The organism is Erythrobacter sp. RANMB8 (genome assembly GCF_056848235.1).
The window spans coordinates 29,286-51,617 of record NZ_JBREHG010000015.1; the positions used below are offsets into that span (position 1 = coordinate 29,286).

Consider the following 22,332-nt stretch of genomic DNA (forward strand, 5'->3'; position numbering starts at 1 on the left):
CTGCCGATCATGTTTGATGGCGTCATGGCAGACTTCAATCGCATCGTCATCCTCACTGGCGCAGGGATTTCGGCCGAGAGCGGGATCGACACCTTCCGCTCCGCAGGAGGTCTGTGGGAGCAGCACCGGGTCGAGGATGTCGCCACGCCCGAAGGCTTTGCGCGCAATCCTGACCTCGTGCTCAATTTCTACGACATGCGCCGCGCCGCACTTGCCGATGTCGCGCCCAATCCTGCGCACATGGCGCTCGCCCGGCTGGAACGGGCCTTCGCGGGGGAACTGCTGCTGGTCACCCAGAATGTCGATGACCTGCACGAACGCGGCGGATCGGCGCGGGTCCTGCACATGCATGGCGAGCTGAAATCGGCGCTGTGCACCGCCTGCGAGACACGCTCGCCCTGGCTGGAGGCGATGATCGACCGCCCGCCATGCCCCGTCTGCCGCGCACCCAGCTTGCGCCCCGATGTCGTGTGGTTCGGCGAGATGCCCTACCAGATGGGCCGGATCTATCAGGCGCTGGAGACCTGCGACCTGTTCGTGAGCATCGGCACCAGCGGCGCGGTCTATCCGGCGGCGGGTTTCGTGCAGGAAGCGCGGGCGAACGGCGCCCGCACGCTCGAACTCAATCTCGAACCCAGCGAGGGATCGCGGTTCTTCCACGAATCGCGCCACGGCCCGGCCAGCGTGCTGGTGCCGCAATGGGTGGACGAGGTGCTGCACACCGGAATTTAACCGTGCCGCGATAGGGTTAGCCCATGTCGCGCTGGATGATGATCCTGCTGGCCGTGCTGGCGCTGCCCTATGGCTATCTGGTCGTCTACTGGACCGGATGCCTCGCGACCGGCTGCCGGTTCGATGGCCACATGCTGTTCTACACCTTCGTTGCGCTGGTGGCGGTGCCCTTTGTCATGCTGATGATCGGGGGCGGGGTGATGATGGGCGGGGCGCGGCGCGTGCTTGCAGCCGGGACGACGCGCAAGCCCACGGTCGGCACGGTCGCGCAAGGCGTGGGCGGCGGCCTGCGGTTCTGGGTTGGCGCAACCCTGCTGGTCGCGGCGCTGCCGGCCTGCGCGGGGCTGTTCTACCTGATGCTCTACACGCCCGACGAGGGCCGCGACAGTCTGGGCCGGATCTGCGAGACGAGTGGGGGCAGCGCCACCTGCCGCCCCGATCCCGCAGCGGATCGGCCTTCGGAACTCGACCGGATCAACGCCGCCCGCAAGCGCAGGCAGTGGTTCGAGGTCGACTGAGTTAACCGCAGCTGCGGCAGCTCGCATCCTTGGCAATGCGGATCGTGCGCATCCCCGGCGCGAGGCCATCGAGGATGTGGAGCCGCCCCCACTGCGGATCGCCCATGCCGCTCACGCCTGCCAGCAGCACTCTGATCGCCTGAAGCGCGGCAAAGGTGCCCGCCCAGCCCGCCATCGCGCCAAGCATGCCGTCGTCGGCGCAGGTGTCGCAATCCTCGGCATCGAAGGCATCGCCGACAAAGCAGCGATAGCACGCCTCGCCCGAAAGGTGCCCGGCAAAGGCTGCGACCTGCCCCTGAAAGCGGCCCACGGCGGCGGACAGCAGCGGGATGCCCGCTGCCACGCAGGCGTCCGAGATGGCGAGGCGCGTGGCGAAATTGTCGGTGCCGTCGATCACCAGATCGGCACCTGCGATCAGGCTGGCGGCATTGTCCGGCGTGATGCGCGCATCGGACACATCGACCTGGCACGCGTCATCGAAATTGGCGAGCCAACGGCGGGCCGAGACCGCCTTGCCATATCCGACATCGCGCTGCGTGAAGATCGTCTGGCGCTGGAGGTTCGACACATCGACCACATCATCATCGACCAGCGCCAGCCGCCCGATCCCGCTTGCGGCGAGATATTGCAGGGCCGGGCTGCCGATGCCGCCGAGGCCGATGATCGCGACCTTGCTCGCCGCCAGCTTCACCTGCCCCGCGCCGCCGACTTCGGGCAGCACGATATGGCGGGCGAACCGGTCGAGCCGTGCCGAAGATAACGGGGCTGGCGAAAGGCTCACGGCTGGTCGTCGGCTTTGCGCCGCTCCTGCCGGAAGGCGCCGATCCCGTGCCACCACAGGAAGGCGATCACCGCGCCCTTGGTCGGCTGGAGCATGGCGAGCAGCATGATCACCGATACCGGCAGGGTGATGGCGAGCGTCAGCCACGCCGAAACCCCGCCACTGATCATCGCGATCACCACCGGCGCGAGCAGGTGGCCGACCACGAAGATGCCGATATAGGCGGGGAAATCATCGGCCTGCTGCACCGACCAGTCCTGCTTGCAGTGCCCGCAGCGGTCGACGGGTTTGAGCCATGCACGAAACAGCGCCGCCTCACCGCAGCGCGGGCAACGGCATTTTGCGCCCCTGACGAGGGCGGGAATCCACCCTTCGGGCAGGGTGATGAGATCGGAGGAAAGGCGCAGATGGGGCATGGACAGGCTGTTTACAGCCTGTGCACCGTCTGTCGACAGGGCTGTGGATCAGCCTGTCGAAATCGCAGGGAGAAGGCGGGGACGGGGAAAGCCGGGCCCACCCCTAACCTCTCCCGCAAGCGGGAGAGGAACTGGTCACGCCACAATCACCCCTCCCGCTTGCGGGAGGGGCCGGGGGTGGGCCTGTAACTTAGCTTTCCAGCTGGCGCAGCAGGCTGCGCACATCGCCGTCCATGTCGGCGTCGCGCTGGCGCAGGTCCTCGATCAGGCGCACCGCGTGGATCACGGTGGAATGGTCGCGCCCGCCGAACTTGCGCCCGATTTCGGGGTAGCTGCGCGGCGTGAGCACCTTGGACAGATACATCGCCACCTGCCGCGGGCGCACCACGGCGCGCGCACGGCGCTTGCTGCTCATTTCCGCGCGGTCGATGCGGTAGAACTGGCACACGGTGCGCTGGATTTCATCGATGGTGATGCGGCGGCGGTTGGCCGACAGGATATCGGTCAGCTGCTCCTCGGCCAGCTGGAGCGAGACTTCCTGCCCCGTCAGCTGGGCATAGGCGATCAGCTTGTTGAGGCCACCCACCAGCTCGCGCACGTTGCGGGTGATGGTGCGGGCGAGGAAATCGATCACATCCTCGGGCACATTGAGCGGGGCGAAGCGGGTCAGCTTCGACACCAGGATCTTCTTGCGCAGCTCGATATCGGCGGGCTGGATATCGGCAACCAGACCCATCGACAGGCGGCTGAGCAGGCGCGGCTCCACCCCGTCCAGCGCCTGCGGGGCGCGGTCGGCGGCGAAGACCAGCCGCTTGCCTTCGGCCAGCAGCGCATCGATGGTGTAGAGCAGTTCTTCCTGCGCGCTCGCCTTGCCGATGATGAACTGGATATCGTCCACCAGCAGCAGATCGAAGCTGCGCAGCCGCGCCTTGAACTCGATCGTCTGGCTCGATTTCAGCGCCTGCACGAATTCGACCATGAAGCGTTCGGCCGAACAGTAGAAAATGCGCGCACGCGGGTGCGCCTGAAGATAGCCGTGCCCGATCGCGTGCAGCAGGTGCGTCTTGCCCTGTCCGGTCGCGGCCTTGAGATAGAGCGGCGAGAACTGCGGCTGCTCCAGCGCGGCCATTCGCTGCGCGGCGTTGCAGGCGAGGATGTTCGCCTCGCCGGTCACGAAGGCGGCGAAGGTCAGCGACGGGTCAAGCCCGACCGAGGAGGTGAAGCTCGCATCGCCCAGGCTGCCTGCGGCCAGAGCAATCGCGCTTGCGCCATCGTTGGCGGGGCGGCGGCCATCGTCGAGGCGCAGATCGGGCAACTGGCGGCGGCCGGGGTGGACCTGGATGTTGACGCTGCGCACTTCGCTGCGCGCGATCTTCCACGCCAGTTGCAGCCGGTCATGGAACCGGTCGCGCACCCAGTTGGCCGAAAATTCGGTGGGCAGATAAAGGTCGAGCGCGCCGGTTTCGCGGTTCAGCCCGCCGAGCTGGATCGGCTTGATCCACTGGCTGTGCAGCTGGTGGCCAAGATCCTTGCGCAGGCCCTGGCTGATGTCGGACCAGTCGGCGGCGAGATTTACGGCTTCGGAGTCTTCCATCAGATGTTCATCCGCCTGCCGGCCGGATGCCCGTGCCTTGTCGATCCTGTGCACAATCTCGTCCCCGATTCACTCTTGTCCCGCAGATCGCATGACCTGCAAGTCGATTTGTCCCACCGCGACAGGCAATGCCTTTCCCTCCCCCGGAAACATGGTTTCCGGAGAACCCCCCTGTCGGCTCGTTTGTAAAAACCCGCGCTGTCCCGCGGCGGGTGGAGTTCATGTAAAGAGCGCATCGCGGCTTTGCGCAAGCGCGGACTTTTAAAAAAAGTGAAATATTCCTGTTGACTCGGCCCTATGCCGCAGACTTGCGTTCAAGTGACTGTTTTTGCTGAAAATTGACCCTTAACATCGTGCGAATCGCGGGGATTCCTAGGGTTTGTCAGGGGCGCCGGTGTTGCAGCCAGCGCAAACGCGAAAAGGCCGCGCTGGTGAGGCGCGGCCCTTGGGCGCAATGGCGCATCCTGCAACCCGTAATCACCCCTTAGGCATGATTACGGGAGCAGTGCGAATCGGATCAGAGCGTGGCGACTCGGCGCGTCAGGCGCGACATCTTGCGGGCCACGGTGTTCTTGTGCAGCACGCCGCGGGCAACGCCGCGGGCCATTTCGGGCTGGGCCGCCTTGAGCGCCGCAGCTGCCGCTTCCTTGTCACCGGCTTCGCATGCCGATTCGACCTTCTTGATGAAGCTGCGAATGCGGCTGATGCGCGCACCGTTGATTTCGGCGCGGTTGGCGTTGCGGCGGATGCGCTTCTTGGCTTGCGGCGTGTTGGCCATAATTCGTGTCTGTCTCGCGTTTGGTTCGGGCCGCGTGGAGCGACCGGAATGAAATCCGTGGGTGTGCTCGAAAAGGGCGAGCAGACTCAGGGTCCGACCGCCGGAAAGCAGCGCGCATAGTCGCGAAGCTGCCCGAGGTCAACGATTCTCGCCTAGTTCTGGCAGGTGGAACAATACCAGGTGCTGCGCCCGCCTTGCGCGATCCGCCGGATCACGCCGCCATCGTCCCGCCGGCAGGCCTCGCCCTCGCGTCCGTAGACATCGAAGCTGCTGGCGAAATAGCCCAGTTCGCCGTCTGGGCGGGCATAGTCGCGCAAGGTCGAACCGCCGTCGCGGATCGAGGCTTCGAGCACGGCGATGATCGCAGGCACCAGCCGCGCCAGCTGGGCCTGCGTGACCTTGCCTGCGGGCTTCGTCGGGCGGATTCCCGCGCGCCACAGCGCCTCGCACACATAGATATTGCCGAGCCCTGCGACGATCCGCTGGTCGAGCAGGCACAGCTTGATGGACTGGGTCTTGCCCTGCAATGCGGTCTTCAGGTGGGACGCCGTCAGCCCCGGTCCCAGCGGTTCCGGCCCGAGCGCGGCGAATTGCGGCCAGCGATCGAGCGCGTCGCTCGCCACCAGATCGACCGAACCGAAGCGGCGCGGATCGCACAGGGCGAAGCGGTGGTGCGCGGTCTCCAGCAGCAGGTGATCGTGGGTGTCAGGCACTTCGGGGTCGATCCGCCAGCGCCCGCTCATGCCGAGATGGAAGATCATCGTCGCCCCGCGATCAAGATGCATCAGCCCGTATTTGGCGCGGCGCGAGAGGGCGCTGACCGTGGCGCCGGTCATCACCTGCACCAGATCGGCGGGGAAGGGGCGGCGCAGGTCGGGCCGGTTCAGCGTGACGCGCGTGATCCGCTCGCCTTCGATAAAGCGGGCGAGACCCCGGACAGTGGTTTCGACCTCGGGCAGTTCAGGCATTCTGGTCTGTGCTCGCTTCCGCTCGCGGGCCGCACGGCGCGGCAAACGCAACAAAAGGTGCCTGTAACACCCTTTGCGCTGGGCTCAATTCCCTCTAGGGAACGGCGCATGAGCGAAACCACCGACGAAACCGTCTCCTTCGGCTACCAGCAGGTCACCCCTCAGGAAAAGACCCGCAAGGTCGGCGAGGTCTTCTCCAGCGTCGCCCGCAAATACGACATCATGAACGATGCCATGTCGGGCGGGATGCACCGGCTGTGGAAGGACCGTTTCGTCAAGCGCGTGAAGCCGCAGCCGGGCGAGCAGATCCTCGACATGGCAGGCGGCACCGGCGACATCGCCTTCCGCATGGCGGCCCGCGGCGCGCACATCACGGTCGCCGACATCAATCAGGACATGCTCGATGTGGGCGCCGAACGTGCGCTGGAGCGGGGTTTCGACGAGGATGACGGCAGTCTCGTCTTCACCTGCCAGAATGCGGAAAGCGTCAGTTTTGCCTCGAACACCTTCGATGCCTACACCATCGCCTTCGGCATCCGGAACGTCACCCATATCGACAAGGCGCTGGCCGAAGCCTTGCGCGTGCTGCGGCCGGGTGGCCGCTTCTTCTGCCTTGAATTCTCGACCGTCGAATGGTCGGGACTGAAGGAGGCTTACGACATCTATTCCGAGCACCTTCTGCCGCGCATGGGGCAGGCGATTGCGGGGGACGCGGATTCCTACCGCTATCTCGCCGAATCGATCCGCAAGTTCCCGCCGATGCCGGCTTTCGAACAGATGATCCGCAAGGCAGGCTTCGCCAACACCAAGGTCGAACCGATCATGGGCGGCCTCGTGGCGATCCATTCGGGGTGGAAGATCTGAAGCAGTGACATCTTCTGTCGTCCACCTTTCCCGCCTCGCCCGCTGGGGCGTGACGCTGGCCCGCCGCCGTGCGCTTGTGGGGATCGAGAATGATCCCAACGCGCCTGCCGCCGTGCGCAATCTGGTGCGACTGGCGCGGCTGGCGACTTTTACGGGGAAGGGCGGCACCCGCGATTATGCCGGCGCCTTCCGTGCCATCGGCCCGGCAGCGATCAAGCTGGGGCAGAGCCTTGCCACCCGCCCCGATCTTGTCGGCGAGGAGGCGGCCAACAACCTGCTGTCCTTGCAGGATTCGCTCCCGCCGGTGCCGTTCGCGCAGATCAGGGCGGCGATTGAATCGAGCTTCGGCCAGCCGCTTGAAAACCTGTTCGCCGAAATCGACCCCGAGCCGGTCGGCGCGGCCAGCATCGCGCAGGTGCACAAAGGTGTCACCACCGATGGCCGCAAAGTCGCGATCAAGGTGCTGCGCCCCGGCATCCGCGAGAAATTCGCCCGCGATATCCAGACTTATGAATGGGCCGCCGCCCATGTCGAGGCGATGGGCGGCGAGGCATCGCGGCTGCGTCCGCGCCTCACCATCGCCAATTTCAAGCGCTGGACCAATTCCGAACTCGACCTGCGGCGCGAGGCCGCCTCCGCCAGCGAACTCGCCGAACAGATGGCGGGGGTTCCGGGCTACCGCATCCCCAATGTCGACTGGGACCGCACCAATGGCCGGGTGATGACGATCGAGTGGATCGACGGGATCAAGATCAGCCGCGTCGACGAATTGCGCGCGCGCGGGCATGATCTTGCGGCGATTTCGGAAAAGCTCGTCATCAGCTTTCTCACGCAGGCGATCAGCACCGGATTTTTCCATGCCGACATGCATCAGGGCAACCTGTTTGTGGAGGATGACGGCACCATCGTCGCGATCGATTTCGGGATCATGGGCCGGATCGACCGGCGGGCGCGGCAATGGCTGGCGGAAATCCTCTACGGGCTGACCACCGGCAATTACCAGCGCGTCGCCGAAATCCATTTCGAGGCGCAATATGTGCCCAGCTACCATTCGGTCGGCGAATTCGCGACCGCGCTGCGCGCCGTGGGCGAGCCGATGCGCGGCAAGCCGGTGAAGGAGCTTTCGGTCGGCCAGATGCTCGACGGGCTGTTCGCCATCACCCGCGATTTCGACATGCAGACCCAGCCGCACCTGCTGCTGCTGCAAAAGACCATGGTGATGGTCGAGGGCATCGCGACCCAACTCAATCCCGACATCAACATGTGGGACACGGCCGCCCCCTATGTGCGCGAGTGGATCCGCGACGAGTTGGGGCCGGAAGCGGCGCTCGCCGACCGGTTGAAGACCGATACCGAAACCCTGCTGCGCCTGCCGGGACTGATCCGCCGGGTGGAGGAGATGTTCCCGCCCAAGGGCGGCGCCCCCGAACCGCCGCCGCTGCCCGAAATCCCGCTGATCACCGACAAGCGCGCTGGCACCGGGTGGCTGGGCTATATCCTCGCCGGGCTGGCAGGCGCGGGCGCGGTGTGGGGTGCGCTGGCGGCCGGCTGGATCGGCTGATGCACCGATTTGCGCGGGCTTAAGCGCAATCTTAACCACAAGCATGCCACGCGTGATGCCGCGCAGGCCGCTTGGCGCTGTGCATCAACGCGTCTAGAGGTGTCGCGGCAAGGCACAGCGCGGCAGAGGAGTTGAGCGGGGCGATGGTCGGAACCGGCGAACGGATCGGAGCAGGGCGGTGACGGGCAAGTTCCCGCGCATCCTGCTGGTCGTGGGCGGCGGCATCGCGGCCTACAAGGCGTGCGAGCTGGTGCGCCTGATCCGCAAGGGCGGCGGCGATGTCACTTGCGTCGTGACCAAGGGCGGCCAGCAATTCGTCACCCCGATGGCGCTCGCGGCGCTCAGCGAAAACCAGGTCTACACCAACCTGTTCGACCTCAAGAACGAGGCCGAGATGGGCCACATCCAGCTGAGCCGAGAAGCCGATCTGGTGGTGGTGTGCCCGGCGACCGCAGATTTCCTCGCCAAGATGGCCAACGGGATTGCCGATGATCTGGCGACCACGCTGATCCTTGCCACCGACAAGCCGGTGATGGCCGTGCCTGCGATGAACGTGAAGATGTGGGAACACGCCGCGACGCAGCGCAACATCGCGCTGCTGCAATCGGCGGGCGTGACCGTGCTCCACCCCGACAAGGGGCCGATGGCCTGCGGTGAATTTGGCTATGGCCGCCTGCCCGAACCCGAAGCGATCTGGCGCGAGATTGCCGCGCATTTCGACATTGCCGTGCCCGAACCCGCGCCCGTGCTGCCGCGTCCGGCGGTCGATGTCGAAGCGATCGAGGCCGAGGATGACGGCGCGATCGACATCGAACCGGCGGGCGGGCTGGGCGGCTTCCTGTCGCGCATCATCCCGCGTTCCACCGCCAAGCGTAGCCACGAGGAGATCGAGGCGGAGTACGAGGAACTGCTCCCGTCCGAAGACGCCGCCATGCTGCCGCCCGAAGACCCCGCGCCCGACTTTGCGCCCGATCTGGGCGGGCCGCTGCTGGCGAAGAAAGGCAGCGCCAATGCTGCGCCGCCGATGGATGCCGGCGCGATCAACCACATGGTCGATCCGCGCAAGAGCGCGCCCGAATTCTTCGCGCCTGCTGTTCCCGACGCGATCGAAACCGTGCTCGGCGAAGTGGCCGAAGGGGCGGATTTCGGGCTGGAAGATGGTCACCGCCCGCTCGCCGGACGCCACGTGCTTGTCACGGCCGGGCCGACGTGGGAGGCGATCGATCCGGTGCGCTACATCGCCAACCGCTCAAGCGGAAAACAGGGCTTTGCGATCGCCGCCGCCGCTGCCGCGCTTGGTGCGCGGGTGACGCTGGTGGCGGGGCCGGTGTCGCTGAAAACCCCGGCAGGCGTGACCCGCATCGATGTCGAAAGCGCGGTCGAGATGGCCGATGCCGTCAAGCGCGCCCTGCCTGCCGATGTCGCGGTGATGGTCGCGGCGGTCGCCGACTGGCGGCCCAAGGACTATCGCGGAGAGAAGATCAAGAAGCGCGGCTCGGCCCCGCCGGCGCTGATGCTGACCGAAAACCCCGATATCCTCACCAATGTCGCAGGCGGCACCAACCGCCCCGCGCTGGTAGTGGGCTTTGCCGCCGAGACCGAGCACGTGCTCGACCACGCCAAGCAGAAGCGCAAGCGCAAGGGCTGCGACTGGATCGTGGCCAATGATGTGTCGGGCGATGTCATGGGCGGCGACATGAACCGCGTGCACATCGTCAGCGCGGAAGGGGTCGAAACGCTCGACGAAATGCCCAAGGCCGCGGTCGCCATGGCGCTGGCCGAACGCATTGCGGCGGTGTTCCACGCGGAGGCGGCGGAATGAGCCGCGCTCAAGTAGCCGAAGGCGGTAGCGCACCATGACGATCCCCGTGCAAGTAAAACGCATGCCCCATGGCGAAGGCCTGCCGCTGCCGGCCTATGCCACGGCGGGTGCGGCGGGGATGGATGTGGTTGCGGCCGAGGATGTCACCATCGCTTGCGGTGCGCGCCACGCGGTCGCCACCGGCCTCGCGCTGGCGATTCCTGAAGGCTACGAAATCCAGGTGCGGCCGCGATCAGGCCTCGCGCTCAAGCACGGGATCACGGTGCCCAACACCCCCGGCACGATCGACAGCGACTATCGCGGCGAGTTGAAGGTGATCCTGATCAACCACGGAAGCGAGCCCTTCGTGATCCAGCGCGGCGACCGCGTGGCGCAGCTGGTGCTCGCGCCCGTCGTGCAGGCGGTGTGGGACGAAGTCGCGGAACTGGGCGCAACGACAAGGGGCGAGGGCGGGTTCGGCTCGACCGGCGGGCACGCGAAGCTCTGATTCCCACCCCCCGCCCCGATACCCGCCCCGGCGAAGGCCGAGGGCAAGCGGGAGGGGAGCGAGACTTGCCGAACCTAAGGTGAGGCTAGTCGCAGCGGGGTGGGCTTCTCCGCCATCGCGCATTACCCAACAAAAAAGGCGGCGCCGATCCCCTGGCGCCGCCTCTCTTTCCCCGTCCAAGGGTCTCTTGCGAACGCTCTACACCATCATTTGGTGGGGCGCACGGTCTTTTCATCATCGCGGATGGTGATCCGCAGGGTCTCGCCCGAATTGCCGGGGAAGCCGGTGAAGATCGCGTCCACCAGATTGGGGACGAGATTGGGCAGGCGGTTGGTGCGCGACACGGCTTCGGCCTTGCCTTCGAACAGGCGCTGGCCATCGGCTCTGCGGTCGATCCCGCTGGTGTAGATGGTGTAGCTGCGCACGTTCGGCCCGCCGAAGAACGGATCGTTGAAGCCGAAACCCCAGCCGCGATTGAAGCCCCAGCCGCCGAACCGGCCCCACGGGCCCCAGAAGGGATCATAGAAGCCTGCGCCGATGCCGGGATCGGTGCGGACGCGCTCGCGCCCGTTATCCACCCCGTAATCGAACCGCACCAGCATATCCGCCGTTTCGGGCGAAGCGGCGCGGGCATAGCCCAGTTCCTGCATCTCCTTCGCGACAGCATCGGCATACATCGCGAATTCCAGCCCGCCGGCGAGCTTGGGGTCTTCGGCGACAACGGCGAAGGTCTGTCCCGCCGGGGCCGGCAGCGGCACGGCAAAGCGCGACACATCGGCCTTGAAACCGGGGGCGGCGCAGGCCGACAGACCGGCCAGCAACGCGAGCGGAAGCCCGATACGGGCGAGAGGCTTGATCGAGATCATCATGGGCAACATGACACAACCCTTGTTCTGTCACCAGTGCAATGATGGCACCGGTGCTTGCGCGCGTGATACTATCCCATGCGCATGAATGGCGATTGAATATTCGCCCTGGCTGTGCCCCGCTCCGCCGCAGGACGCCGAAGCTCAGTGCCGCACCAGCCCCAGCGCCTGATAGGCCGCATCCAGCGTCGGTGCGCCGCGTTCGCGGGCCTTGGCGGCGCCGCGGGCGAGGATCGCGTCCAGCGCCTCGCGGTCGTCCTTGAGCGCGACGAACTTCTCGCGGATCGGCCCCAGCGCCGTCACCAGCAGATCGGCCAGCGCCGGTTTGAACGCGCCGAAGCCCTGCCCGCCATAGTCCGCCAGAACCTCGGCCGCCGATTTCCCCGACAGCGCGGCATAGATGCCGACCAGATTGCGCGCCTCGGGCCGGTCTGCCAGCCCCGCTTCCTCTGACGGCAGCGGTTCGGGATCGGTCTTCGCCTTCTTCACCTTTTGCGCCATGGTGTCGGCATCGTCCGACAGGTTGATGCGGCTCATGTCGCTGGGATCGGACTTCGACATCTTGGCACTGCCATCGCGCAGGGACATGATGCGGGCGGCCTCGGCCGGGATGATCGGATCGGGCAGGGTGAAGACGGGGGCGTCTTCGGTGCAGAAATCATTGTTGAACTTCTGCGCGATATCGCGGGCCAGCTCCAGATGCTGCTTCTGGTCCTCGCCCACCGGAACGTGGGTCGCCTGATAGAGCAGCACGTCGGCGGCTTGCAGCACCGGGTAGGTAAACAGTGCGACCGACTGGCCTTCGCGGTTCTTGCCGGCCTTGTCCTTCCACTGGGTCATGCGGTTGAGCCAGCCCATCCGGGCCGTGCCGTTCAAAAGCCATTGCAGTTCGGCATGCTGCGGGACCTGCGCCTGGTTGAACAGCACGCTGCGATCCGGGTCGATCCCGCAGGCGACCAGCGCGGCGGTCATTTCGAGGGTGGCGGCCTTCAGCCCCGCCGGATCATGCGGCTGCGAAATGGCGTGAAGATCGGCGAGGAAGAACAACGCTTCCGAACCCGCCTCCAGCGAATCCTGCATCGCGGCCCAGTTGCGGATCGCCCCCAGATAATTGCCGAGGTGGAGATTGCCGGTGGGCTGGATGCCGGAAACGACGCGCATGGATGGTTCCTGTGGTTTAGCTCTGGCGGCGCATTAGGCGCTGGATGGTCGCCTTGTCGAGCACGCCGAACAGCACGGTCGCTGCGCCATAGGTGACAAGGCTGACGCCCATGATCGCGCCGATCGCTGCAAGGCGCAGGGTGAACGGCCCGTCGAGCCAGGGGGTGATGACCTGCATCAGCCCCCACAGCGCGGCGCCCATCAGGCCTGAGGCGAGCGCGATCCGTCCGATCCGGCCCACCACGCGGGCGGGCAGACGGAAGAACCCGCGCCGTGCCAGAATCGCACCGAGCAGCGCGATATTGACCCACGCGCCCACCGCCCCTGCCAGCGCGAGGCCGACCACGCCCAGCAGCGGCACCAGCACGATGTTGAGGCCCACCGTCACCACCAGCGATGCGCCTGCGGTGTAGACCGGGGTGCGCGTATCCTTGCGGGCGAAGAAATTGGGGGTGAGCACTTTCACCAGCACATAGGCAGGCAGGCCCACCACCAGCGCCGATGTGACCATGCCGGTGATCCGCGCATCCTCGGCGGTGAAGGCCTGTCCTTCCATGAAGGCCTTCACAAAGGCGAAGCCGGTGAAGAACAGCGCCACCGCGCAGGGCAGGGTCAGCAGCATCGCGAGTTCGATCGCATTGGCTTGCAGGCGCACCGCCTCCTCGTCCTCGGCGCTGGCAATGTAGCGCGACAGGGCGGGCAGGATCGCCGTGCCCAGCGCGATGCCGATGATGCCGAGCGGAAGCTGGTTCCAGCGGTCGGCCATCGCCATGTAGGTCAGGCTCCCGTCGGGCAGGCCGCGGATGAAGGCGAGGTCGATGAAGCGGCTGATCTGGTAGACCCCTGCGCCGAACACCGCCGGCACGATCAGCACGCCCATTTCCTTCACCCGCTGCGTGACCTTGGGCGTCAGGCGCGGAATGCGGAAACCGGCGCGGCGCATGAACCAGTAAAGCCACGCCAGCTGCAACAACCCGCTCACCGAAACCGCGATGGCAAGGCCCACGCCGGTGGCGGCGCGGGTGGCCTCTCCGGCAGGCTGGAACGCGCCCCACACCAGCGCCACCAGCAGGCAGATGTTCAGCAGAATCGGCGCAGCGGCGGCAGCGGCAAAGCGCGACAGCGAATTGAGGATCGCCGCCACCAGCGTCGCCAGGCTCATGAACATCAGGTAGGGGAAGGCGATCCGCCCCATCAGCACCGCAAGTTCATAGGTGCGCGCATCGCCGCGCAGGTCTTCGTTGGCAAAGCCCCACAAGACCCACGGCATGGCGAGCATCATCAGCGCGCCGAACAGCACGAGGATGGGAAGCAGCACGGCCAGCACCTCGCCCGCGAAGCGGCGGGCGGCGTGCTCGTCCTCGGCCATGTGGCGGTTGAACAGCGGGACGAAGGCGGATGCGAAGGCACCCTCGGCAAACAGGCGGCGGAACAGGTTGGGCAGCTGGAAGGCGAGCTGCCACGCATCCGCAACGCCTCCTGCCCCAAGCACGCGGGCGAGCAGGATGTCGCGGGCAAACCCGCCGATCCGGCTGACCAGCGTGAGCCCGCCGATGGTGCCGACGTTCTTCAGCAGGCTCATGGCGCGTGCCTTCCGGCGCTAGCGATCAGGCGTTGCCGGTGACCGGCTTGATCGGTTCGCCGCCGGCGGCTGCTTCGGCCTGACGCGAGGCGAGCTGCTGCGCGTAGAGGCCGTTGAAGTCCACCGGATCGACCATCAGCGGCGGGAAACCGGCATCGCGCACCGCAGTGGCAACAACGCTGCGGGCGAAGGGGAACAGCAAGCGCGGCGCTTCGGCATAAAGGAAGGCGTGGGCCTGATCCTCGGGCACGTTGCGCATCCCGATGAGGCCGCAATAGGCCAGATCGACGATGTACATCGTGCCGCGCTGCGAAGCGGCGGTCAGCGTCAGCTTCAGCGTGACTTCGTGCATGTCGGCCGCGATCGGCTCTGCACCGATGTTGAACTGCACGTCGATCTGCGGCGGTTCGGGCCACTGGTACACATCGGGCGCAGCCGGGTTTTCGACCGACAGATCCTTCACATACTGCGTGATGATCCCGACAGCGGGCAGGGTGTCCGCGCCGTTGGGCACAGGGCCGCCGCTGTTCAGGTTGTCGAGATCGGTGAGGACGCCTTCTTCGTCGGCCATGGCTGCTTTGTGTCTTTCAAATTGGGTAACAGGATTTGCGCTGTGTGCACGCGCCGGCGCACGCAGCAAGGCTGGCAGCGCGCCTAGCAGGGGCGTGGCCGCCCCGCAACTGCGGCAATCCGGCCCGTGCGGCAACCTAATCCCTGTTGGCGAATTGTAATCCAACCCCATTTAAGGCAGTGTGACAACCTTGGGGCGTGTGCGGGCGTATCTGCACGCGTGTCCCTACGCAGATCGGATGAATACAGTGCTCGAAATCGTTCTCCTCGCCATGGTGGCCGCGTTCCTCGGCCTGCGCCTCTATTCGGTGCTCGGACGCCGTGCCGAGCAGGAGGAGGAATCGGTGCCGCAGCGCTTCGATTCGGACGGGCCGAATGCGGGTCTGCCGCGCCCGGCCGCCGCTGCGCCGGTGGTGCCTGCGCGCCCGCCCGAGCTGGAAGGCGTGATGCCCGCGGTCGAACGCGGCCTGCGCGACATTGCCGCCGCCGACAGCAATTTCAACATCGCACAGTTCCTCGAAGGGGCGCGGGGTGCCTATCGCATGGTGCTCGAAGCCTTCTGGACCGGCGACCGCGAGACGCTGCGCGAGCTGTGCGACGATGATGTCTATGCCGGTTTCACCGCCGCGATCGACGCGCGCGAGGCGGCGGGCGAGACGATGGACAACACCCTTATCCGGATCGAGGAAACCCGCATCCATTCGGCCTCGCTCGACGGGCGCACCGCCCGCATCGCGCTGCTGTTTGTCGCCGATGTCGCTGCCGTGACCCGCGACCGGGATGGCAATGTCATCGCCGGATCGCTCGACGATGCGATCGAAAGCCGCGATGTCTGGACCTTCTCGCGCAACACCGCGGCGCGTGATCCCAACTGGCTGCTCGACGAAACCGACGAGGGCTGATCGGGGCCGGAAGGGTCCGATAATTCCGCAGGAGCCTGTGATGCGCCCCCTACTGGCTGTCGCGATGCTGCTGATGGTGGCAAGCTGCGGGCGGCTGATCCCGCAGGGCAGCGTGCCGCCTCCGGTATCGACTGGCGGCGCGGCGCCTGCGGTCGCCAACGCGGTGCTCGCCGGGGTCGCGGCAGGCCCGGCCTTTGCCGCCCTGTCGGTGAGCGATGCCGACGCCCGCGGCGCGCTGGCCAGCTTCATCGAATCCTGCCCCAAGCTGCTGGCGCGTGACGATGCCAGCGGGCTGACCCGGCGCGAGGACTGGCAGAGACCCTGCGATGCCGCTCGTAGCTGGCAGCCCGAACGGGCGCGGGCCTTCTTTGCGGAAGCCTTCACCCCCGTGCAGGTCGGCGATGGCAAGGCCTTTGCCACCGGCTATTTCGAACCCGAAATCGCAGGCAGCCGCACGCGGCGCCCCGGTTATGCGGTGCCGGTCTATGCCATGCCGAGCGATCTCGTTCGCGGCTGGCCCGATGACGTGCCGCCCGCCGAACGCACCGGCCGCCCGCCGCTGGGGCGCTATGACGAACAGGGCCGCTTCGTGCTCTACCACGATCGTGCCGCGATCGAGGACGGGGCCCTCGACGGCAAGGCGCAGGTGATCGCTTACGCCGCCGATCCGGTGGAGTTCTTCTTCCTCCAGATCCAGGGCTCCGGCCGGCTGATCACGCCCGAAGGTGAGGTGATCCGCATCGGTTATGCCGGGCAGAACGGGCGCGAATATACCGGCATCGGCGGGGTCATGCGCGAGCGCGGCCTGCTGGGCAGCGGGCCGGGCCAATATCCGGGATCGATGCAGGGGATCATGGCCTATATCCGCGAAAACCCGGCCGAAGGCCGCGATCTCATGCGCCTCAACAAGAGCTGGATCTTCTTCACCGAGCTGAAGGGCGACGGGCCGCTGGGTGCCTTGGGCGTGCCGGTGCGGCGCGAGAATTCGGTCGCGGCAGACCCGGCTTTCGTGCCGCTGGGCGCGCCGGTGTGGCTCGATCTCGACCGGCGCGAGGCCAACGGCTTGTGGGTGGCGCAGGATACCGGCGGGGCGATCAAGGGCGCCAACCGCTTCGACACCTTCTGGGGCGCAGGGCCGGATGCGCGGGTCATCGCGGGTGGCATGAGCGGGCGCGGGCGCGCCTTCGTGCTGATCCCGAAAGACGCCGCCGCCCGGCTCGGCACGCGATGAAAACGCCGCGCGGGCTTTCTGTCGGCGAGCAGGCGGCATGGGCGCATCTGGCAGCGAGCGTGAAGCCGTTGCCGGGCAAGCGCCGTCCCGATCCTCCCCGTCCGGCGAGGGGAACCACCGAAGGTGGCGGAGGGGCGAGCAAGACCGCCGCCCCCGCGCCGCCGGGCAAGTTCGTCAAGCCTGTGAAGCCTGCCGCCAAAACCCCTGCGACCAAGCCTCGTCCGCCCCAAGCCTTATCCCAACCCGCTCCTGCGCCGTCGGGCCTCGATTCCCATTGGGACCGGCGGGTGAAGGGCGGGCGGCTGGAGCCTGACCTGACGCTCGACCTGCACGGCCACACGCTCGATACGGCTTACGATCGGATCATGGCCGGGCTCGATCAGGCGCGGGCGATGCAGGCGCGGGTGGTGCTGGTGGTGGCGGGGCGCGAACGGCCCGTCGATCCGGCCGACCGGATGGCCAAGCGCGGCGCCATCCGCGCCAAGCTGCTCGACTGGCTGGCGGCGAGCCGTCATGGCAGCGCGATCACCGCCGTGCGCCGCGCCCATATCCGCCACGGCGGCGAAGGCGCGCTCTACCTGATCCTGAAGCGGGGTTAGCGGCCGCGCAGACCCCGCCTTGGGCGCTGTTGCCTGCCATGGTAACTTCCTCTTATACCACTGCCGGTTACCCCCTTGCGCGGGTTTCACGGGAGGGGTCATGGCCGGGTCGTTCTTCAACAGGTTGCTCGGCGGATTGCGGGCCGCAGGCGGGGGAATCACCGGCGGGGGCGATCTGCCGATGGCGCGGCTGAACGGCTATTTCGCCCCGCTCGGCAAGGTGGTGCGCGGGCTTGATCGCGATGCGGTGCGCTACATCGCCGAGGGCGACAATCCTTCCGCGATCCTCAATCTCGGGCAGACCGTGGTGCAGCAGGGGTGGATGAACCGCGCCCGCGTATGGCCCGACCGCGATGCCGAAGCGCTGCTCGCCAATCCCGGCAACTGGCGCATCGACCAGATGCAGCGGCTGGGCGAGGTGATGGCGGCAATCCACCCGCTGACCCACGACTGGGGCTTTTTCGGCACGAAAAAATCGCCCGACTGGCTGCGCCATGTCGTCACCATGTGGATGCCGCGCAACCGCAAGCCGCAGCCGGTGGCGGTGCTCGCCGATCTGGCGGCGCAGGGGGGCGATGCGCTTGGCCCGGTGCTCGATATCATCTTCGCCCGCGATCCGTGGAATTATGGCGCGGGCAATGCCGCGGCGCGCTTTACCGGGCTGGGCGAGTGGCTGGCTGCGATGCATGGGCCGATCATCGCCGCCACCCCCGCGCTGGCCGCCGATGTGCGCAGCGAGCTGGCGGCGGCGATGGGCCGTTTCGGCTTGCCGGACAGTTACCGCGAACTGCTGATCGATCTCGCCTGCGGTTCGGCCAAGAAGGTGCGGGCCAGCGCAAGGCAGGCGCTGACCGTGTGCGACAAACCCGCGCTGGCCGAGGCGCTTGATGCCCGCTTCGCGAAGGCGGCGCCCGGTGGGCGGGCCGATCTGGTAGAGCTGGCGATGGGGGCGCTGGGCAAGGCCGCGCCGCCGCTGCTGGCAAAGTGGCGCGAAGGCGAAAGCGCGCCCAAGGTCATCGCCGTGCTCGATCAGGCTGGCGGAGCAGCGGCGCCCGCAGCCTCCATGACGGCCGACGATACCGCGCCGCCGCTGCGGCCCGATAGCGCGGAAGGCTATACCGCGGTCAGCGGCGAATGGACCGATGCCGGCGGGGCGCTGGTGCTGCCGCAGCCGACGCCGGTGCCGCCCGAAGTGCTCGCCATCCTCGAACCGGCGGTGGAGGCTTTCAACACGCTGCTGGCCAAGGGCAAGGCCGAGGCCCTGTGGCAGCGTTGGCACTGGACGAGGCAGTTCAGCCCCAAGGACAAGGGCACGCTGAAGGCGCTGGGGCGGCTGGCCGAGGGCGATACCCGGCTGACCGCTTCATCCTATAATCCGGCGCTGGACTGGATGCGGTTCCACCAGTTCAAGCATCCCGCGATCGAAGCCTTCTTCCACGATCCGCGCCTGACCTTGCGGCATCTCACGCGGTTCGCGGTGGGGATGACCAATTGCTACATCCATGGCCTGTTCGGCGACTGGGCGGGGCCGGTCGGGCGGGCGTTGCAGGCGCGGCTGACCGACGGGGAGGCGCTGCGCCAGTTCATCGCCATGTGGATCGAGGCAGGCGGGCAGGACTTCATCGCGAACCAGCTGACATATCGCTGGGGATCGGCGCTGCCGGGCTTCGATGCGCCGCTATGGCCCGCGCTGTGCGGGCGGTTTGACGAGATCGATCAGGCGCTGGGGCTGGTACCGCAATCGGGGAGCGAGCCCAAGCTGGTGCAGCGCGGGCTGGATCTGCTGGAGCATTTCCCGATCCTGCCGGCCCGCTATCAGGCGCGGCTGATGGTGCTGGCGGGCGACAGCGGCGCCAAGGTGCGCGATGCGGCCCGCGGGCTGCTGAAAGACACGCCGGGGATCGACGGGGCGATTGCGGTGCAGCTGGGCGATGGCAAGCAGGATGTCCGCGCTCTGGCCGCCGAATGGCTCGCGGCGCGCGGGGCGGTGGAGCAGCTTCCCGCAATCCGCGCCGCGCTGGCCAAGGAGAAAAGCGACGTCGGCCGCGCCGCGATGATCACCGCCTTGCAGCGGCTGGGCGACGATGTGTCGCACCTGTTCGACCCCGCGCTGCTGGTGAAGGAAGCGCAGGCGGGCCTTGCCAAGGCGAAACCCAAGGGGCTCGACTGGTTCGCCTTCGACATGCTCCCTGCGCTCCATTGGGCTGATGGCACGCCGGTCGATCCGGTGTTGCCGCGCTGGTGGATCACGCTGGCGGCCAAGCTGAAGCAGCCGGGCGGCAATGCGCTGATCAACCTGTGGCTCGACCGGCTGGCGCCGGGCGATGCGCACCGGCTCGGCTGGATGGTGCTGACCGGCTGGATCGACGAGGACACCCGCCGCCCGACCGAGGAAGAGGCCAACGCCTACGCCGCCCAGAATGTCGATGCGGTGCTGGCGCAGAACATCGCCAATGTGAAACGCTGGCCGCACAGCGCGGATTACTTCATCACCGACCGCACCGCCCTGTTCGCGCAGCTGAAACGGCAGAAGGCGAGCGTCTATCTCGGCACCGCGACCGACAGCAAGGGCATCCTCGCGCTCGCCGCAAGGGTCAACGGCGCGGACGCGGCGCAGCGCATCCGGCCGTTCCTGAAAGACCACGGCTCGCGCATCTCGCAGGCCAAGGCGCTGATGGAGGTGCTCGCCGCGATCGGCACCAGTGCCGCCTTGCAGGTGCTGCTGGGCGCGGCCAACCGCATGAAGCAGCGCAGCGTTCAGGATTTCGCGGGCGCGCTGGTCGATGATATCGCGGCGCGCAACGGCTGGACCCCGGCGCAACTGGCCGATCGCACCGTGCCCACCGGCGGGTTTGACGCCGATGGCACGCAGGAGCTCGATTGCGGGGAAGATCGCACCTACCGCCTGCAATTGGGCGCGGGCGACGAGATCGTGATCCTCAACCCAGAAGGGCGCGAGGTGAAGGCGCTGCCCGGCCCGCGCATCGACGATGAAAAGCCGCTGGTGGATGCCGCCAAGAAGCAGCTGAGCAACGCCCGCAAGGAGGTAAAGCAGGTGCTGGCCGCACAGGGCCTGCGCTTGCAGGAGGCGATGTTCCTCCAGCGCGAATGGGAGGTGGTCGAATGGGAGAGCTTCCTTGCCGGACACCCGCTGGTGGGGCGGATCGCGGCGCGGCTGGTGTGGCAGGGGCTGGATGAAATCGGCCAGCCGCTCGGCCTGTTCCGCCCGCTGGGCGATGGCAGCTACACCGACGCCGCCGATAATGATGTGGCGCTGGCAGGCTTTGCCACAATCCGCCTTGCCCATTCATCGCTGCTGGCGGCTGATGCGGTTGCGGCGTGGCGCCAGCATCTCGCCGATTACGCGGTCGAGCCGCCCTTCGACCAGCTGGGCCGCGATCTGCCGGTGCTGGATGTGACGCAGGCCAAGGCCACCACCATCACCGACCGCGAAGGCTGGATGATCGAAAGCTTCAAGCTGCGCGGCGCGGCGACAAAGCTCGGCTACCAGCGCGGCGCGGCGGAGGATGGCGGCTGGTTCTATACCTATGACAAGCAGTTCCGCGATGCCGGGGTGATGGTGGTGATCGAATTCACCGGCAGTCCGCTGCCCGAAGAGAACCAGACATCCGCGCTGATCTCGCTATCGTTCCGCAGGCTGCGCGGTGCCACGGCGGGCGGACCGATGCTGTTGTCGGAAGTGCCGCCGGTGCTGCTGGCGGAAAGCTGGCGCGATTTCCACGACATTGCCGACAAGGGTGCGGGGCTTGATCCCGATTGGAAGAAGAAGGCCTATCATGGATACTGAACTGGTCGCGATCCGCCCGCCGGCAGAGGCGCGCTATGCTGCCGAACTCGCCGCGCTGGCCGCCGGTGACACCGCGCCCAAGCCGGCCGGCTGGCACCTGTCCCCGCGCGCGGTGCGGCGGTTTCTGCTGGGCGATCCCAAGCTGGGGGTGGCGCGCAAGTTCTATGGCGATGATCCGCTGGTCGATCGCGCTATCGTTTCCCTGATGAGCCAGCAGGGGCTGATGCTGGTGGGCGAGCCGGGCACCGCCAAATCGCTGCTGTCCGAACTGCTCGCCGCCGCGATCAGCGGCACATCGGCGCTGGTGGTGCAGGGCAGCGCCGGCACGACCGAGGATCACATCCGCTACGGCTGGAACTATGCCCTGCTGCTGGCCGAGGGGCCATCCGAAAAGGCGCTGGTGCCGTCCCCCGTGCTCAACGCGATGCGATCGGGCCGGATCGTGCGGTTCGAGGAAATCACCCGCTGCCCGCCCGAAGTGCAGGACGCGCTGATCTCGATCCTGTCGGAAAAGGCGCTGGCCCTGCCCGAACTCGGCCCCGATGCCGTGGCGAGCGCCGCGCCCGGCTTCAATGTCATCGCCACCGCCAACCTGCGCGACCGCGGCGTGCACGAAATGTCGAGCGCGCTGAAACGCCGCTTCAATTTCGAAACCGTGCACCCCATCAATGACCCGGAGTTCGAGCGCGAACTGGTGCTGAAACAGCTTGCCGAACGGCTTGGCCCGGCGGGCGTTGCGGTGAGCGGCGAACGCGAAGTGGCCGAAGTGCTGGTGCGCACCTTTCAGGACCTGCGCACCGGGCGCACGGCGGAAGGCGTCAGCCTCAACCGGCCCGATGCGGTGATGTCCACCGCCGAAGCGGTCAACGTGATGCACGCCGCCGCGCTGGAGGCCGCCTATCTCGACAATGGCAGGCTGTCGGCCGCCCATGTCGCCCGGCAATTGCAGGGGGTGGTGCTGAAAGACGCGCCCGAGGATGGCAAGCGCCTGCGCGCCTATGTCGAACATATCGCGAAGGAACGGGCGGGCAAATCGGGCGCGTGGAAGGAATTCTATCAGGCGGCCCGCGCACTGAAGCTGGGCTGATTGCG

General features: G+C 67.1%; 20 protein-coding genes. 11 read left to right on the top strand and 9 right to left on the bottom strand.

What is annotated here, in order from left to right:
- Positions 1 to 24: 24 nt before the first annotated feature.
- Both ACU0AG_RS14375 and ACU0AG_RS14380 read left to right on the top strand, forming a co-directional pair.
- Positions 25 to 732 (top strand): NAD-dependent deacylase, encoded by a 708-nt coding sequence (locus tag ACU0AG_RS14375; protein ID WP_482782966.1) that lies wholly within the window; start codon positions 25 to 27, stop codon positions 730 to 732.
- Positions 733 to 755: 23 nt separating this feature from the next.
- Positions 756 to 1,250, top strand: a complete 495-nt coding sequence (locus tag ACU0AG_RS14380) for a hypothetical protein (protein WP_482782967.1) — start codon at positions 756 to 758, stop codon at positions 1,248 to 1,250.
- Position 1,251: 1 nt separating this feature from the next.
- Here the strand turns inward: ACU0AG_RS14380 and ACU0AG_RS14385 are convergent, their stop codons facing one another.
- The 5 genes from ACU0AG_RS14385 to mutM all read right to left on the bottom strand — a co-directional run bounded on the left by ACU0AG_RS14385 (position 1,252) and on the right by mutM (position 5,787).
- Positions 1,252 to 2,031, bottom strand: coding sequence for a HesA/MoeB/ThiF family protein (locus tag ACU0AG_RS14385; RefSeq protein ID WP_482782968.1), 780 nt, complete (start codon positions 2,029 to 2,031; stop codon positions 1,252 to 1,254).
- Positions 2,028 to 2,447, bottom strand: a complete 420-nt coding sequence (locus tag ACU0AG_RS14390; protein ID WP_482782969.1) for a DUF983 domain-containing protein — start codon at positions 2,445 to 2,447, stop codon at positions 2,028 to 2,030. Before ACU0AG_RS14390 ends, ACU0AG_RS14385 begins: the two co-directional genes overlap by 4 nt.
- A gap of 190 nt (positions 2,448 to 2,637) precedes the next feature.
- Entirely contained in the window at positions 2,638 to 4,041 is a 1,404-nt protein-coding gene (gene dnaA, locus ACU0AG_RS14395; protein WP_482782970.1) for a chromosomal replication initiator protein DnaA, read from the bottom strand.
- A 517-nt stretch (positions 4,042 to 4,558) separates the two neighbouring features.
- Positions 4,559 to 4,819: a 30S ribosomal protein S20 gene (gene rpsT, locus ACU0AG_RS14400; protein ID WP_482782971.1), complete on the bottom strand. Its 261-nt coding sequence runs from the start codon at positions 4,817 to 4,819 to the stop codon at positions 4,559 to 4,561.
- Positions 4,820 to 4,971: 152 nt separating this feature from the next.
- Positions 4,972 to 5,787, bottom strand: coding sequence for a bifunctional DNA-formamidopyrimidine glycosylase/DNA-(apurinic or apyrimidinic site) lyase (mutM, locus tag ACU0AG_RS14405; protein ID WP_482782972.1), 816 nt, complete (start codon positions 5,785 to 5,787; stop codon positions 4,972 to 4,974).
- A 108-nt stretch (positions 5,788 to 5,895) separates the two neighbouring features.
- Here mutM and ACU0AG_RS14410 point away from each other — a divergent pair, with 108 nt between their 5' ends.
- The 4 genes from ACU0AG_RS14410 to dut all read left to right on the top strand — a co-directional run bounded on the left by ACU0AG_RS14410 (position 5,896) and on the right by dut (position 10,521).
- On the top strand, positions 5,896 to 6,651 hold the full coding sequence (locus tag ACU0AG_RS14410) for a class I SAM-dependent methyltransferase (RefSeq protein WP_482782973.1): 756 nt from the start codon (positions 5,896 to 5,898) through the stop codon (positions 6,649 to 6,651).
- Positions 6,652 to 6,655: 4 nt separating this feature from the next.
- On the top strand, positions 6,656 to 8,212 hold the full coding sequence (gene ubiB / locus ACU0AG_RS14415; protein ID WP_482782974.1) for a 2-polyprenylphenol 6-hydroxylase: 1,557 nt from the start codon (positions 6,656 to 6,658) through the stop codon (positions 8,210 to 8,212).
- A 178-nt stretch (positions 8,213 to 8,390) separates the two neighbouring features.
- A complete protein-coding gene (locus tag ACU0AG_RS14420) occupies positions 8,391 to 10,034 on the top strand; it encodes a bifunctional phosphopantothenoylcysteine decarboxylase/phosphopantothenate synthase (RefSeq protein ID WP_482782975.1) in 1,644 nt (547 codons plus the stop codon).
- Between the two features lie 34 nt (positions 10,035 to 10,068).
- Positions 10,069 to 10,521, top strand: coding sequence for a dUTP diphosphatase (dut, locus tag ACU0AG_RS14425; RefSeq protein ID WP_482782976.1), 453 nt, complete (start codon positions 10,069 to 10,071; stop codon positions 10,519 to 10,521).
- A 206-nt stretch (positions 10,522 to 10,727) separates the two neighbouring features.
- Here the strand turns inward: dut and ACU0AG_RS14430 are convergent, their stop codons facing one another.
- The 4 genes from ACU0AG_RS14430 to secB all read right to left on the bottom strand — a co-directional run bounded on the left by ACU0AG_RS14430 (position 10,728) and on the right by secB (position 14,701).
- Positions 10,728 to 11,390: a DUF4136 domain-containing protein gene (locus ACU0AG_RS14430; protein WP_482782977.1), complete on the bottom strand. Its 663-nt coding sequence runs from the start codon at positions 11,388 to 11,390 to the stop codon at positions 10,728 to 10,730.
- 141 nt (positions 11,391 to 11,531) lie between these two features.
- On the bottom strand, positions 11,532 to 12,548 hold the full coding sequence (gene trpS, locus ACU0AG_RS14435) for a tryptophan--tRNA ligase (protein WP_482782978.1): 1,017 nt from the start codon (positions 12,546 to 12,548) through the stop codon (positions 11,532 to 11,534).
- Between the two features lie 16 nt (positions 12,549 to 12,564).
- A complete protein-coding gene (murJ, locus tag ACU0AG_RS14440; protein ID WP_482782979.1) occupies positions 12,565 to 14,130 on the bottom strand; it encodes a murein biosynthesis integral membrane protein MurJ in 1,566 nt (521 codons plus the stop codon).
- 25 nt (positions 14,131 to 14,155) lie between these two features.
- Entirely contained in the window at positions 14,156 to 14,701 is a 546-nt protein-coding gene (gene secB, locus ACU0AG_RS14445; RefSeq protein ID WP_482782980.1) for a protein-export chaperone SecB, read from the bottom strand.
- 238 nt (positions 14,702 to 14,939) lie between these two features.
- Between secB and ACU0AG_RS14450 the strand changes: the two genes are divergently transcribed.
- The 5 genes from ACU0AG_RS14450 to ACU0AG_RS14470 all read left to right on the top strand — a co-directional run bounded on the left by ACU0AG_RS14450 (position 14,940) and on the right by ACU0AG_RS14470 (position 22,327).
- On the top strand, positions 14,940 to 15,602 hold the full coding sequence (locus ACU0AG_RS14450; RefSeq protein WP_482782981.1) for a Tim44/TimA family putative adaptor protein: 663 nt from the start codon (positions 14,940 to 14,942) through the stop codon (positions 15,600 to 15,602).
- Between the two features lie 40 nt (positions 15,603 to 15,642).
- Entirely contained in the window at positions 15,643 to 16,833 is a 1,191-nt protein-coding gene (gene mltA / locus ACU0AG_RS14455; RefSeq protein WP_482782982.1) for a murein transglycosylase A, read from the top strand.
- A complete protein-coding gene (locus ACU0AG_RS14460; protein ID WP_482782983.1) occupies positions 16,830 to 17,432 on the top strand; it encodes a Smr/MutS family protein in 603 nt (200 codons plus the stop codon). Before mltA ends, ACU0AG_RS14460 begins: the two co-directional genes overlap by 4 nt.
- A gap of 100 nt (positions 17,433 to 17,532) precedes the next feature.
- The gene (locus ACU0AG_RS14465; RefSeq protein WP_482782984.1) at positions 17,533 to 21,240 is read left to right on the top strand and encodes a DUF4132 domain-containing protein; all 3,708 of its coding nucleotides are present in this window, start codon (positions 17,533 to 17,535) and stop codon (positions 21,238 to 21,240) included.
- On the top strand, positions 21,230 to 22,327 hold the full coding sequence (locus tag ACU0AG_RS14470) for an ATP-binding protein (RefSeq protein ID WP_482782985.1): 1,098 nt from the start codon (positions 21,230 to 21,232) through the stop codon (positions 22,325 to 22,327). Before ACU0AG_RS14465 ends, ACU0AG_RS14470 begins: the two co-directional genes overlap by 11 nt.
- The last annotated feature ends 5 nt before the right edge of the window (positions 22,328 to 22,332 follow it).

Excerpts from the sequence above, each read along its gene's own strand:
- ACU0AG_RS14375 (WP_482782966.1), top strand. The coding sequence starts at position 25 with ATGGCAGACTTCAATCGCATCGTCATCCTCACTGGCGCAGGGATTTCG.
- ACU0AG_RS14380 (WP_482782967.1), top strand. The coding sequence starts at position 756 with ATGTCGCGCTGGATGATGATCCTGCTGGCCGTGCTGGCGCTGCCCTAT.
- ACU0AG_RS14390 (WP_482782969.1), bottom strand. The coding sequence starts at position 2,447 with ATGCCCCATCTGCGCCTTTCCTCCGATCTCATCACCCTGCCCGAAGGG.
- dnaA (WP_482782970.1), bottom strand. The coding sequence starts at position 4,041 with ATGGAAGACTCCGAAGCCGTAAATCTCGCCGCCGACTGGTCCGACATC.
- rpsT (WP_482782971.1), bottom strand. The coding sequence starts at position 4,819 with ATGGCCAACACGCCGCAAGCCAAGAAGCGCATCCGCCGCAACGCCAAC.
- mutM (WP_482782972.1), bottom strand. The coding sequence starts at position 5,787 with ATGCCTGAACTGCCCGAGGTCGAAACCACTGTCCGGGGTCTCGCCCGC.
- ACU0AG_RS14410 (WP_482782973.1), top strand. The coding sequence starts at position 5,896 with ATGAGCGAAACCACCGACGAAACCGTCTCCTTCGGCTACCAGCAGGTC.
- dut (WP_482782976.1), top strand. The coding sequence starts at position 10,069 with ATGACGATCCCCGTGCAAGTAAAACGCATGCCCCATGGCGAAGGCCTG.
- ACU0AG_RS14430 (WP_482782977.1), bottom strand. The coding sequence starts at position 11,390 with ATGATGATCTCGATCAAGCCTCTCGCCCGTATCGGGCTTCCGCTCGCG.
- trpS (WP_482782978.1), bottom strand. The coding sequence starts at position 12,548 with ATGCGCGTCGTTTCCGGCATCCAGCCCACCGGCAATCTCCACCTCGGC.
- murJ (WP_482782979.1), bottom strand. The coding sequence starts at position 14,130 with ATGAGCCTGCTGAAGAACGTCGGCACCATCGGCGGGCTCACGCTGGTC.
- secB (WP_482782980.1), bottom strand. The coding sequence starts at position 14,701 with ATGGCCGACGAAGAAGGCGTCCTCACCGATCTCGACAACCTGAACAGC.
- ACU0AG_RS14450 (WP_482782981.1), top strand. The coding sequence starts at position 14,940 with ATGAATACAGTGCTCGAAATCGTTCTCCTCGCCATGGTGGCCGCGTTC.
- mltA (WP_482782982.1), top strand. The coding sequence starts at position 15,643 with ATGCGCCCCCTACTGGCTGTCGCGATGCTGCTGATGGTGGCAAGCTGC.
- ACU0AG_RS14460 (WP_482782983.1), top strand. The coding sequence starts at position 16,830 with ATGAAAACGCCGCGCGGGCTTTCTGTCGGCGAGCAGGCGGCATGGGCG.
- ACU0AG_RS14465 (WP_482782984.1), top strand. The coding sequence starts at position 17,533 with ATGGCCGGGTCGTTCTTCAACAGGTTGCTCGGCGGATTGCGGGCCGCA.
- ACU0AG_RS14470 (WP_482782985.1), top strand. The coding sequence starts at position 21,230 with ATGGATACTGAACTGGTCGCGATCCGCCCGCCGGCAGAGGCGCGCTAT.